This window comes from Pusillimonas sp. SM2304, from assembly GCF_031628915.1.
Classification (GTDB): Bacteria; Pseudomonadota; Gammaproteobacteria; order Burkholderiales; family Burkholderiaceae_B; genus Pusillimonas_C.
Genome location: NZ_JAVLUJ010000003.1, coordinates 105,560 through 119,258, shown reverse-complemented (window position 1 = coordinate 119,258; position 13,699 = coordinate 105,560). Strand labels below are relative to the sequence as shown.

General features: G+C 62.1%; 7 protein-coding genes and 1 tRNA gene. 6 read left to right on the top strand and 2 right to left on the bottom strand.

Features of this window, described 5'->3' with window-relative positions; translation table 11 throughout:
- Nucleotides 1–121: 121 nt before the first annotated feature.
- Nucleotides 122–1,327: an ISL3 family transposase gene (locus RE432_RS15475; protein WP_310934404.1), complete on the top strand. Its 1,206-nt coding sequence runs from the start codon at nt 122–124 to the stop codon at nt 1,325–1,327.
- Between the two features lie 76 nt (nt 1,328–1,403).
- On the opposite strand, the gene RE432_RS15470 is transcribed toward RE432_RS15475, so the two are convergent.
- Nucleotides 1,404–1,482 (bottom strand) — tRNA-Ile (locus RE432_RS15470).
- Between the two features lie 204 nt (nt 1,483–1,686).
- Here RE432_RS15470 and RE432_RS15465 point away from each other — a divergent pair.
- The 5 genes from RE432_RS15465 to RE432_RS15445 all read left to right on the top strand — a co-directional run bounded on the left by RE432_RS15465 (nt 1,687) and on the right by RE432_RS15445 (nt 12,469).
- A complete protein-coding gene (locus RE432_RS15465) occupies nt 1,687–7,632 on the top strand; it encodes an MG2 domain-containing protein (RefSeq protein WP_310934402.1) in 5,946 nt (1,981 codons plus the stop codon).
- Between the two features lie 16 nt (nt 7,633–7,648).
- Complete coding sequence (gene pbpC / locus RE432_RS15460; protein ID WP_310935195.1) at nt 7,649–9,823, top strand: penicillin-binding protein 1C; 2,175 nt, start codon at nt 7,649–7,651, stop codon at nt 9,821–9,823.
- 110 nt (nt 9,824–9,933) lie between these two features.
- Nucleotides 9,934–10,545 (top strand): SecDF P1 head subdomain-containing protein, encoded by a 612-nt coding sequence (locus RE432_RS15455; protein WP_310934401.1) that lies wholly within the window; start codon nt 9,934–9,936, stop codon nt 10,543–10,545.
- 129 nt (nt 10,546–10,674) lie between these two features.
- A complete protein-coding gene (locus RE432_RS15450) occupies nt 10,675–11,067 on the top strand; it encodes a hypothetical protein (protein WP_310934400.1) in 393 nt (130 codons plus the stop codon).
- Between the two features lie 109 nt (nt 11,068–11,176).
- Complete coding sequence (locus RE432_RS15445) at nt 11,177–12,469, top strand: aspartate carbamoyltransferase (protein ID WP_310934399.1); 1,293 nt, start codon at nt 11,177–11,179, stop codon at nt 12,467–12,469.
- 70 nt (nt 12,470–12,539) lie between these two features.
- On the opposite strand, the gene RE432_RS15440 is transcribed toward RE432_RS15445, so the two are convergent.
- On the bottom strand, nt 12,540–13,439 hold the full coding sequence (locus tag RE432_RS15440; RefSeq protein ID WP_310934398.1) for a recombination-associated protein RdgC: 900 nt from the start codon (nt 13,437–13,439) through the stop codon (nt 12,540–12,542).
- Between the last annotated feature and the right edge of the window lie 260 nt (nt 13,440–13,699).

The following is a 13,699-nucleotide window of genomic DNA, read 5'->3' as shown; positions in this document are numbered from 1 at the left end:
AGAACTAGGTGGTCCAGGTGGCGAATCATGAACGGCATTCGAGCAAAGAAAAACGGGCTCTTAATCATTAACGGGGGACAGCGACATTCATTAGACTTGTTTTTGCGAAGAAACATGTTTAATGGAAGCAATGCCGATGTCCCCCGTAAATTCTATCTTAGGAATCAGAGATCTCGTTATTGATCGGGTCGAGCGTGGCCGAGAGATTCATGTGTGGGCCCGGCCAGCCAAGCGCTTGGTGTGCGTACATTGCCAGCAAGGGTCGGTGCGGATTAAGGCGACGCACCAACGTACGCTCAAGCACACCCGTCAGGGCAACCAGTTGATGGTGCTGCATCTGCGCGTGCCCAAGTACCACTGCATTGATTGCAATCGCTATTTTCGTCACCGCTTCGCTGGTATCCGGCCACGGCGCCGGGCCACCGAGGCGTATCGCCTGGAGGTCTTCGAGGCCCACGATGGGGGCGTGAGCCAGCACCAACTGACGCGCACGCACCGGATCGGCAGCGCCACGGTCGAGCGCTGGTATCAATCGTTTGTAAAGCAACGCGTCTCGGAGCTCTCGGGCAGGACCTGCCCCCAGGTGCTGGGCATTGATGAGCACTTCTTCAGCCGCAAGAAGGGCTACGCCACCACGCTGGTGGATCTGCAGCACCACAAGGTGTTCGATGTGGTGCTGGGGCGCTCAGAAGCCAGCCTGCGTGGCTTTCTGAAGCGCCTGCCGGGCAAGGAGCACGTGCGCGTCATTGTGATGGATCTGTCCGAGACCTATCGGCGCATTGCCCAGGAGTACTTCCCTAATGCCATGATCGTGGCCGACCGTTTTCATGTTGTTCGGTTGGTGAACCAGCACTTTCTGAAGCTATGGCAGCAGCATGATCCCGAAGGGCGCAAGAACCGGGGCTTACTGAGCCTGATGCGCCGCCATCACTGGAATTTATCCTCGATACAGAAGGAGCGCCTGCGCCAGTACTTGGCCCAGGAGCCCGTGCTGCAGGCCCTGTACTTTGCCAAGCAGCAACTGAATGGGTTCCTGGTCATGAAGAGTTTGAAGGCCAAGCGGGCTAAGCAGATGCTGCCTAAATTCCTGGCCTTGATCCGCCAGTTTGAGCAAAGCCCAGCTCGGGCCTTGGCTCAAACGCTTAGATCGTGGCTGGAACCCATTGTGCGCATGTGGCGATTCACCAAGTCTAATGGGATCACCGAGGGGTTCCACACAAAGATGGAAATGCTCTCACGCAGAGCGTATGGCTTCAGGAATTTTGAGAATTACCGTATGAGAGTCTTGGCTCAGTGCGGTTGGAATGGTGTAATTAACCGAGTGTGATGAATGCCCATATCCCCCGTTAATGGGGAAGAGCCGAAAAACGGGTTCCCGCTTGACCGGAAACCCGCATGAATACTGGTGCCCCCCCCGTGAGTCGAACACGGCACCAACGGATTATGAGTCCGCTGCTCTAACCAGGCATGAGCTAGAGGGGCGTATCGTTGTTTTTCGTACCAAAAACCAGTCGATAGCCCGCAATTATTACATAAACCGTAAACGCTTGCCTAGCCAATGGGTGGCGTCCTGGCTGCATTGTGCGCACAAGGCTGACTGCGTATTTAAACGATGGTATTGTGGCCGGAAACGGGGCGGCAGGCGCGTGCTTTTTCCGGCCCGGCAATAAGCTACCAAGACAGGACATGGGCGTGCATCAAATCAGAATCGCGGTTTTTGCGTGGGCTTTATGTGTATCGACGGCGTGGGCCGCCCAAATCACCCAGTTCAGCCCCCAGGGGACGGTAGCCAAGGTGGAAAGCATCAAGCTGTCGTTCGACAAGGCCGTCATGGCGTTCGGCGATGGGCAGGCGCCGCCGCCGGTGCACGTTGCTTGTGATGATCCTGATCTGAAAGGCGCTGGCCGCTGGCTCGACGACCGGCGCTGGACGTATGAATTCGCCAGTAATCCGGGGCCTGGCATCAGCTGCCGCATTGAGCTTGACCCTGCGTTTCAGACCCTGACCAATGAGCCAATAGGCGGCAAAACAAGCTTTACGTTTCAGACGGGCGGGCCCATGGTCAGCCAGTCGCGCCCCTATGGCTCCACCATCGATGAGGATCAGGTTTTTGTACTGCGCTTTAACGGCGCAGTTGACCCTAATACCGTGCTGGCCAATTCGCGCTGCCTGGTCGAGGGCCTGGGTGAGGCCGTGCCAGTGCGGGCAATAACGGGCGACGCGCGCAAGCAGATTCTGGAAGCGGTCTACTACTCCAGGAGCCAGGAATGGGATACGCCCGCCACGCAGTTGCTGCAGTGCAAGCGGCGCCTGCCGGCCGAGGCGCGGGTGCAACTGAGCGTGGGCCCGGGTGTGGCGACGCTGGCGACAAACGAACGGGCTGCAGTGGCCAGCACCCAGCCAGAGCTTTTCAAGTACACGGTACGCCCGGCCTTCACGGCAAGTTTTACCTGCCAGCGCGAGAACGCCCGGATGCCATGCACTCCTGTGTCGCCGGTGACGCTTGCGTTTTCCGCGCCTATTTCCCCTGACGATGCCGGCAAGATACGGCTGCAGACGCCGTCGCAAACACTCGAGCCGGACATCGACGACCGCGAGGGCTATCTGGGCGGTTTGTCGCGCGTGCAATTTCAGGGGCCGTTCCCGGAGCAGTCAAGCATGACGTTGACCGTGCCGGAAGGGCTGCGGGATGACGCCGGGCGTGAACTGGCCAACGCCGATCAGTTTCCCTTGTCGTTCCAGACGGCGGCTTTCCCGCCGCTGGTGAAGTTTTCTTCCGGCGCTTTCGGTGTCATCGAACGTTTCGCCAATGTCGATCCGGGCGGCGACGAGGCCAAGGCGCCGGCCAGTGTGCCGATCACTGTGCGCAATGTCGAGGCGGCCTTGGCGGCGCAGGCATCCTCCGTGTCGGCGGGTTCTGTTGGCGACTACGTCACGCGGGACGATCGCGATGTGCTGCAATGGTACGCACGGGTGCTGCAGCTGGAAAACAGCCGCCTGACGGCCAACCAGATCAAGGATGTCATGGCGGGCAAGCGGTTGCGCCTGGAAGACAAGCCGTTGCTGGATACGCGGGGATTCTCGGCGCTGGCGGATCAGGCCGGTGTGCGCACGCTGAAGCTGCCCGGTGTGTCGGCCGAAGACCCCCGGCCGTTCGAGGTGATCGGCGTGCCGCTGCCTGAACCGGGTTTTCATGTGCTGGAAGTCGAGTCCGCGCGCTTGGGGCAATCGCTGCTGGCCTCCGGCCAAGCGATGTATGTGCGCACAACGGCATTGGTCACCAATTTGGGCGTGCATGTGAAAACGGGCCGGGACGATACCCTGGCCTGGGTCACGACGCTGGACGAGGGCAAGGTGGTGCCCGATGCGGCCATTACCGTGCTGGATTGCTCGGGCCGAATGCTTGCCCAGGGCAAGACCGATGCCCATGGCGTCTGGCATCACCACGAGCCGCTGGATGCCCCCGATTACTGCGACGATACGGGGCTGAGCGGTGTGTATGTGTCGGCCCGCATCGATGCCGACCACCCGCAGGCGCGCGGCAAGGCCGATTTTTCCTTTGTTTTCTCGACCTGGAATGACGGCATAGAATCGTGGCGCTTCAATGTGCCCACCGATACGCGGCCCACGCCAACGGTGATTACGCATACGGTGTTCGATCGTACGTTGCTGCGGGCCGGCGAAACGGTTTCGATGAAGCATTTCGTGCGTGTGCAGACGCGCGACGGCCTGGCCTTGCCGGCCAGGCCAGAGGCGCTGCCGGGCAAGCTCTTGATCGAACACCAGGGGTCGGATCAGCGCTACGAGCAGGCCTTGACTTGGCAGGAAACGCCCTCGGGCGGCTTGGCGGCGGCCGGCGAGTTCGCCATTCCGGAAACGGCCCGCCTGGGTGTGTACTCGGTTCGATTGACCGATGACGATGGCGGCTGGTACGGAAGCAGCGAGTTCCGCGTCGAAGAATTCAAACTGCCTCTGTTGACGGGTAGCCTGAAAATCAGCGGCGACGCAGGGGGGGCGGCCCTGGTGGCGCCATCCAGTCTGGATGCCGATGTGCAGATCGCCTATGTGTCGGGCGGTCCGGCAGGGCAATTGCCGGTCAGTATGTCAGGGGTGGTGCAAGACCGGCCGGTCAGCTTCGCCGGCTATGAGGACTATTCTTTCAGCGCGCCCGACGCGGAAGACGGCGACGGCCAATCCGGCGATGAGCAGGGCAAGCAGGCGCTCTTTTTGGATAAACAGGCGCTAGTGCTGGATGCGCAGGGCGGCGGCCGGTTGAATGTGCCGTCCTTGCCGGCGTTCACGCAGCCCCGGGATTTGCTTTTCGAGGCCAGTTTTTCAGACCCCAATGGCCAGATCCAGACGCTGTCGCAATCGGTGCCCGTCTGGCCGGCCAGCGTTCAGGCGGGCCTGCGGGCCGGAAACTGGGTCCAGGCAGGCAAAGAGACCCATGTACACGGCCTGGCCTTGTCCTTGGACGGCCAGCCGCAGGCCGATGTGCCCATCACGATCGCCGCGGTCGCCCACAAGACTTATTCGACGCGCAAGCGCATGGTGGGCGGCTTCTATAGTTACGACAATCATACCGAGACACGTGATCTGGGTACGGTATGCCAGGGGCGCAGCGGGCCGGATGGATTGCTGGAATGCGAGCTGTCCTTGAAGGAGCCGGGATCGATTCAGTTGATTGCGAAGGCCGAAGATGCGCAGGGGCGCGTCTCTGCCGCGGCGTCGACCGTGTGGGTGACAGGCGCGGGCGATTTGTGGTTTGGCGGTGAAAATGACGACCGCATCGATGTCATTCCCGCCAAGAAGGACTGGAAGCCTGGCGAGACGGCCGAGTTCCAGGTGCGCATGCCTTTCCGGCAGGCCACGGCTTTATTGGCCATCGAGCGCGAAGGGGTATTGAAAACGCAGGTGGTGGAGCTGTCAGGCACGGATCCGACCATCAAGGTGCCGGTCGAGGCCTCCTGGGGGCCGAATGTCTACGTGTCGGTGCTGGCTTTGCGCGGGCGTGTGCACGAGGTCCCCTGGCAATCGTTTTTTGACTGGGGCTGGCAACAGCCTGTTGCCTGGTATGACGCGTTTGTGCAAGCGAAGACCAGCTATGTTGCGCCCACGCCTTTTGTCGATCTGGCCAAGCCGTCCTTCCGTTTCGGTTTGGCCGAGATACGGGTGTCGGACGAACAGAATGCATTGGCGGTGCGTGTCAGCGCCGATAAGCAAACCTATCAGGTGCGCGACCAGGCCAGCGTGACCATCGAGGTCAAGCAGCCGGACGGGCAGCCTGCCGCGCACGGCACGGTGGCGTTTGCGGCGGTGGACCAGGCCTTGCTGGAATTGGCGCCCAACGATAGCTGGGATATCTTGCGGGCCATGCGCCAGTTGCGCAGCTACGGCGTTGAAACCGCAACGGCCCAGATGCAAGTGGTCGGACGCCGGCATTATGGCCGCAAGGCTTTGCCGGCGGGCGGCGGCGGGGGCAAGAGTCCCACCCGCGAGCTGTTGGACACGCTGCTGCTGTGGCAGCCTGACGTCCCGCTGGACGAGAACGGCAGGGCGGTGATCAAGGTGCCGCTGAACGACGCGATCACGCGCTTCAAGCTGGTGGCGGTGGCCGACTTTGGGGCGGATAGGTTCGGCACCGGCACGGCAAGCATTGTCAGTACGCAAGACCTGCAGGCCATATCGGGCTTGCCGGCCCTGGTGCGCGAAGGCGATCGCTACGCCGCTGCCGTTACGGTGCGCAACACGACGCAGCGCGCCATGCGTCTGCAGGTAAAGGCCGGCTACCGCGGCAAAGGGGTGCCTTCGGAGGCGCTGGCGCCGCAAGAGATCGAGGTGGCGGCCGGCGCGGCCGGCACGGTCAACTGGGATATCGACGTGCCGGAAAGCAATCTGCTGAACGCGTCCACGACACTTGACTGGACGATTTCCGCCCAAGAGCAGGGCGGCGCTGCGGAGGCCGCGACGGACGCCCTGTCGTTCCGGCAAGTGCTGTTGCCCGCTGTCCCGGTCAGGACGCGGCAGTCCGTCTTGCTGGCTTTGGCGTCGGACAAGCCCGCGGTGGAGTTGCCTGTGTCGGTTCCGCAAGGCGCGCTGGCCGATGCCAACGGACTGCCTCGCGGCGGCCTGCAGGTGCATGTGCAATCGAGTCTGGCCGGTGGCCTGCCCGGCGTGCATGAATGGTTTGCCGATTATCGCTACACCTGCCTGGAGCAGCTCGGTTCCAAGGCCATCGGTTTGCGCAGTGTGTCCGATTGGGAAGAGCTGATGCGCCGCCTGCCCGATTATCTGGATGAGGACGGGCTGGCAGCGTATTTTCCGGGCGCAAGGCGCGGCAACGAAGTGCTGACCGCTTATTTGCTGGCTGCAAGCCACGAGGCGCAAAGCCTGGGCCTGCCTTTCGCCATCCCCGACACGGCGCGGCAAGCCATGATCCGCGGCCTGTCGGCTTTTGCGCAGGGCAAGCTGGTCCGCAATCGATGGTCCCCCGCGCGCGACCTGGACGTGCGCAAGCTGATGGCGCTCGAGGCCTTGTCCCGCTACGAGCAGGTGAACCCGCGCATGTTGAGCAGTATTGCCATCGCCCCTGACCGCTGGCCTACCTCGGCAGTGATCGACTGGCTGGCGCTGCTGCAGCGCGTACCCGGCATACCGGACCAGCAAGCGCAGGCAGCCCGGGCCCGCCAGGTCATCCTGGCGCGCATGGTGGATCGCGGTACGGAAATGGTCTTGAACGACGAGGCGCAGAACGACAGTTGGTGGTTGATGATGGGGCGCGCGTCCAATCAGGCCAAACTGATACTGAACGTTACGGGTCAGCCAGCCTGGGACAAGGATTTGCCCCGCATGGCACAGGGCTTGATGAGCCTGCAGCGCAACGGCGCGTGGCGCACCACGACGGCCAACTTGATGGGAAGCCTGGCCATCGAGAAATTCGCCCGCCATGTTGAGCACACGCCGGTTTCGGGACGAGTACAGGTGGGCATGGCCTCCGGCGGGGAAGCGCAAACGTTCAACTGGGATGCCTCCAAGGCGGCGAAGGATGGCGTGAAGATGCATGACTTCTTCCTGCCCTGGGGCGAACGGCCTGCCGACGCCTTGTCGCTGACGCAGCAGGGGCAGGGCAACGCCTGGGCTACGGTCCGGTCATTGGCGGCCGTGCCGGTGCAGAAAGACACGCAAGCGGGGTTTGCGCTGCAGCGCAGCGTCAAGCCGATCTCGCAGGCGGTGCCCGGGGTGTGGTCGCGGGGCGATGTGTATCGCGTGACCTTGACCGTCGACGCCAAAACCCCCATGACCTGGGTTGTCTTGACGGATCCGATTCCCGCCGGGGCCACCGTGCTGGGCAGCGGACTGGGCCGCGACGCGGGCATTGCAACGCAAACCGAGGATTCCGGCCAGGGCTGGTACGGACCCAGCTTTGTTGAGCGCAGCTTCGAGTCGTACCGTGCGTACTACGACTACCTGCCCATGGGCGTATCGACGGTGGAGTACACCGTCCGCCTGAATACCGCCGGTCAGTTTCAGTTGCCTTCGACACGCATCGAGGCGATGTACCAACCCGATGTCTACGGTGAATTATCGGGTCCGCAGTCGATGACGGTGCGTGCCGAGGCCAAGGATGAGTAAATAGCGGATGTTTGCGATGAAGCGCATGGCGACGGGCATTCTGGCGGGGCTGGGGCTGGCATGGGGGCTGCCGGGCCTGGCGCTGGGCGCGCCCGCCTACCAAGAGGTCAAAGCCCATTACCGGGCTTCCGACATCCTTGTTCTGGACCGCGCCGGACAGCCGCTGGACCGCGTGCGTACGGATTTCGAGAGCCGCCGGGGCGAATGGGTACCGCTGGAAGATATTTCCGTAGCGCTGCAACAGGCGGTGATTCTGTCTGAAGACCGCCGCTTCTACGACCATGCCGGGGTCGATTGGCAGGCCGTTGCGGCGGCGGCATGGGGCAATCTTGCCCACGCCCAGCATCGCGGCGCGTCCACATTGAGCATGCAGTTGCTGGGCCTGATCGACCAGGAATATGGCCGCGGTCCACATGGGCGCAGCATCATGCAGAAAATTGAACAGGCTTTTGAGGCCAGGCGGCTTGAAGCGCAATGGAGCAAGCCGCACATTCTGGAAGCTTATCTGAACCTGGCGGCCTTTCGCGGCGAGCTTGTGGGTGTCGATGCCTTGTCGCATGTCCTGTTCCAGAAACATCCCAGCGGCTTGAATGCGCGCGAGTCCGCGCTGGCCGCGGTCCTGCTCAGGGCGCCCAATGCCAGGCATCCGGTCGTGGTGCAGCGAGCCTGCCAGGTGCTGGTTCAGATGGGATCGCCGCAGGAGTGCAAAGGCTTGAGCGATTTCGTTGCCTTGGCCTTGCTGCGTTCGGCCGGGCCGTGGGCCGGCAGCCGGCAATGGGCGCCACATTATGCGCGGCTGGCCATCGAGCAAGGGCCAGCGCATGCGGGTAGTCCAGAGCAACAGTCCGTGCGCAGCACATTGGACGCCGCCTTGCAGCGCTATGCCGCGCACAGCGTCGCCCGCCATGTCAAAGAACTGGGCATGGCAAGCGTACGCGACGCTGCGGTGGTGGTCCTGGATAACCGCTCGGGCCAAGTCCTGGCTTATGTGGGCTCGTCGGAGGATTTGTCCGCGGCGCCGCGCGTGGATCACGCGCGTGCCTTGCGGCAGGCGGGCTCTACGCTCAAGCCCTTTCTGTATGCGCAGGCCATCGAGCAAGAACGACTGACCGCGGTGTCCCTGCTGAATGACGGGCCGCTGAACCTGCCGACGGGTAATGGGCTGTACATACCGCAGAACTACGACAAGCATTTTGCGGGCTGGGTCAGCGTGCGTACCGCCCTGGCGTCATCGTTGAACATCCCGGCGGTGCGCGCCTTGCTGATGGTGACGCCCGATGCATTCGCGCGCCGGCTGGTCCGCCTGGGCGTGCCGCTGGATCAAAGCGGCGATTTTTACGGCTATAGCCTGGCCTTGGGCAGCGCCGACGTGACCCTGTTGAGCCTGACCAACGCCTACCGGGCGCTGGCCAACCTGGGGCGGTATTCCCCGCCGCGGTTCTCGGATACGCCGGCGGCCCAGGGGCAGGCCCAACAGCTCATGCCGCCCGGCGCGGCGTGGATTATCGGCGACATTCTGTCGGACCGGCAGGCCCGGGCCCGCACCTTCGGACTTGACAGCGTGTTGTCCACGCCTTTCTGGACGGCGGTCAAAACAGGCACCAGCAAAGACATGCGCGACAACTGGTGCCTCGGCTGGTCGCAGCAGTACACGGTGGGTGTATGGGTGGGCAACAGCGGCGGCGCCAGCATGCGCGACGTCTCGGGCGTATCGGGGGCGGGTCCCATTTGGCATGACCTGATGAATTATCTGCACCGCCACCGGGGCAGCGTCCAAGCGCCCGCGCCGGCGTCGGTCAGTCAGGCCCGCGTTTGGTTCGAGGATCATATTGAACCCGCGCGGCAGGATTTTTTCCTGGGCGACACGGCCGTGACGCAGGTGAGCCTGGCACAGGATTATGTCCAGCCGGGCCAGGGTTCGCCGCTGATCAAAACCCCGGCCGACAATACGATACTGGCGCTCGACCCCGATATCCCGGCGGGCCATCAGCGGGTGCGGCTGCAGGCCGCCAACGTGGCGGCAGGGGCGGCGGCACACGTCGCTTGGCGTGTCGACGGACGGACGATAGGCCAGGGCGGCACGGCGCATTGGACGCCAAAGCCGGGCAGGCACCGCATCGAGCTGCTCGATGAACAGGCTCGTGTCCTGGATAAGGTGCACGTGGACGTACGGGGCGGACGGCTACAATAACGGCATGCCAGTACGTCTCAGAACAAATTGACAGATCTTGACTTAGATTCTTCTGCGCACCTCGTTAAACTTTATTCATCGTTGTATTGATTCACTGAAGGGGAGTTTTCATGATTAAGGTAAGTACGCTAGGCCGCATTCTTGTGCCATTCAGCTTGGTCTTGTTGGCCGCCTGCCAGACGACGCCTGGCACGGGAACCGCCCAGGCCCCTGGTACTACCAGCCCTGCCACCGAGACGCCGGAGCCTGAAACCAGCATCCAGGCTCAACAGCAAGGGGCGCCGGTCGCCGTGTTCCTGGCCGATACGACCATTCAAGCAGGCTGGACCCCCGTCAACATCCAGTCGGGCACCTTGTACGTGAACCCTCAGCCCATCATCACCCGGGACGATCTGGCCGGCATACAGGCAGGCGCCAATAAAGACGGCGAAGGCCTGCTGGCGCTGGAACTGAATGACGAAGGCAAGAACAAGGTGGCCGAGGCCACGACCCAGAATCCCAACAAGCGATTGGCTCTGGTGGTCGGCCGTACGATGCTGGCCGCGCCGGGTTACAACACGCCCGTCACGACGGGGCATCTTGTGTTTGCAGTGGGTACCGAAGCCAATGCAACGGCGGCCGCGCGCGCGATCGCCGGCGTGCCGCCGGGCGCGGAGTCCGGTGCGGCGCCCAGCCCCGGAACGGGAGGGGCCGCCAGCGGCACGGGTACGGGTACGCAGTGATGATGTGGCGCGGCTGATCACAGTGCGCTTCAACCATCATGGCAATAAGACGGCACCCTGGCGGTGCCGTTTTTCGTTGCCATGCCACGCAGGCGCGTATCATAGGCAGGTTTCAGGGGTGGGGAATCGATGAATAATCAAAATGCGGAATATGGTGCGTTCCTGGCGCTGGCCAGGATGTTTGTGCTGGGATTCAAGTTTCTGGCATGGTTGAATGGCTTGGGCGTGCTCCTGGTCCTGTCCTGCTCCGTCGGTATTATTGAATTCGGCCTTGCGCCCCAGTGGCTGCGTTTGCCGCTGGCGGCCTTTCTGGCCGGCCTGGCTCTTTGCGCCTTGGGCCTGCTGTGGTCCTGTCCGGCTCAAAGCAGTCTGCTTGATCAGGTGTCATCCGGACGGCTGATCCGGCGTATGCATTGGCTGCCGCTGTTTGCCACGATCCTGGCGTATAGCTTGAGCTTGATCGCTTTTGCGCTCGGGTGCTGGTTTACGCAAACGCTGGCCAGCTTTACCTATCTTGAATAGCCAAGCGTGGCGGATGTTGTATTTTGACGGCAATGACAGAAACTGCTCGTCAATTGTATTGAGTGAAAATAAAATATACGCTTTGCGTATATAACAAGGGTTTTTCCTCATGACTGTCTCGCAACAGGTGTTTCTTCGCGATGCCATGCGCCGGCTGAATCTGACGCGTGATGTATTTGCCGGCCGGATCGGCGTCAAGCGCCGTGCGCTGGACACATGGCTCTTGCCGGAAGGGTCGCAGGAATTCAGGGCCATGCCTGAAGTGGTCAATCGCTTCGTGACGGAAATCGTCGAAAACGAGGCTTTGCTGCAAAAATATGCGCAAAGCGCACAGACCGGGCCGCTACGCAACCGTATCGCGGCCGAAGGCAAGCACCAGTTGTTGTCGGTCGATCAGTTCACGCGCGAATCGGTCGAAGAGTTCTTCCGGATCGCCGATCAGATGCAGCCGATTGCAAGGCGCCAGAAAGTATCGCGCGTACTCGAAGGCGCGGTGCTGGGCAACCTGTTTTTCGAAGCCAGTACCCGTACGCGCGTCAGCTTCGGCGCGGCTTTTTGCCGGCTGGGCGGTTCCGTATGCGATACCACGGGCTTTACGTTCTCGTCCATGGCCAAGGGCGAATCCATCTATGACACCAGCCGGGTCATGAGCGGTTATGTCGATGCCATGGTCATTCGCCATCCCGAAAAAGGGTCTGTGGCGGAGTTTGCCCGCGCAACCAATATTCCGGTGGTGAACGGCGGCGACGGCCCCGGCGAGCACCCCAGTCAGGCGCTGCTGGACCTGTACACCATTCTGACCGAATTCTCGCGTCTGGGAAAACTGCTTGATGGCGCGCATATCGCCTTGGTCGGAGACCTGAAATACGGGCGCACCGTGCATTCGCTGATCAAGCTGCTGTCCCTGTACCGCGGCTTGAAGTTCACCCTGATTTCACCGCGCGGGCTGGAAATGCCTGACTATGTGCTGGAGCAGGCCGGCGCGCGGGGCCACGTCATCGAGCAGACCCACTCGCTGGAGCAGGGCTTGCCAGGCGCCGATGTCATCTATGCCACACGTGTCCAGAAAGAGCGTTTCGCCGCCGAAGAACTCGAAGGCTATACGCCGGACTTCCAGGTGAACAAGGCGATTGTCGACCAGTGCTGCGGGCCCGACGTGATTGTCATGCACCCGCTGCCGCGCGACAGCCGCGAGGGCGCCAATGACCTGAGCGTCGATCTGAATCATGATTCGCGCCTGGCGATCTTCCGCCAGACTGACAATGGCATCCCGGTTCGCATGGCCATTTTTGCCGTGCTGCTGGGTGTGGAAGGGCTGGTGCAGCACTCCCTGCGCGATGTCACCTGGAGCCCGCCGTCCCACATCGGCCCCGACGATAGCGTATTCCACGGAATGGATTGATACGCCTTGGGGCATGGGCCCAAGCGCCCGTGCCCCGAGGCCCTGGCGCTTGGGCGGCGGGGCCTTGGGCCTATGACTGCTTTTCGCCGCCCAATGCCTCGACCAGGCCGGCGATCAGGCGCGACAGCTCGCCCGTCATCAGGGTGAAGTCCGAATCGAACTGCTCGGCCTCGTTGTGCGCCGCGCTGTCCTGGCCTTCTTTCAGGACATCCAGCGGATTGACCCGCTTGATGTCCAGCCCTTCGGTCAGCACGAACGAAACCCGGTCATTCCAGGTCATGGCCAGCCGGGTGCACTGCTTGCCGGCCTGCACATGCTTGCGCACATCGTCGATCTCGACGCTTTGGCGCACGTAGCGCACTGCGGCGCCGCTATCGCTGGTGGAACGCAGCTCGGTATCCTGGTCCAGGGTAAAACCGGACGGCGGCTCGTCGCTGACCAACCAGTTCGTCATGGCCGAGGCCGGCGATTGCTCGACATAAAGTGGAGAGACCGGCAAAGCTTCCATGGCTTTGGCCAGCATGCCCAGGACCTCGTCGCTTTTGGCGGCGGCCGCCGCATCGATCACCAGCCAGTGATTTTGGGTGTCGATCCAGACCCGGGTGTCCCGATAAACGCTGAATGCCTTGGGCAGCAGCTCGTCGGTGACCTGCTCTTTGATTTCCTTCATTTGCTTGCGGCCCGGCTTGAAGCCTTGCTGTTCTTCAATGTCCTGCGCCTTGGCCTTGGCAACCTGGTTGATCACCGTGGTGGGTAGGAGCTTTTTGTCGGCGCGCAGAGTGATCAGGTACTGGCCGTTCTGCGTGTAGACCAAGCCGCTGTCCTCGCGCGGGGCGATCCATCCCAGGCTTTGCATGTCCGTGCTGCCGCCGGGCCGGAAGGCCTGTTTCTCGAGCGCGGCTTCCAGTGTGTCGGCGGTACATGACCACGAGGGGGCAAGGCGAAATATCCTGAGATTCTTGAACCACATATGCAGATGTCTTCTTGAGTTGTCGATGCGACCCAGTTTGCCCGGCAGGCCGGACGTGATCGCAAAAAATGAATGAGCGCTGATTGTAAGCCCATTTGCGCAGCGCAAAAAAATGGCCCGAGTGCCGTAGCGCCGGGCCATCAGAGACACACTGCATTGCGCTAAAAAGGCTCGCGGGGGGCGCAATGCAGGTGATAAAAAGAGCAGCCGTACCGCCAAGCCGGGGGATCAGACGCTTGACGACAGGAAACACAAGCTCT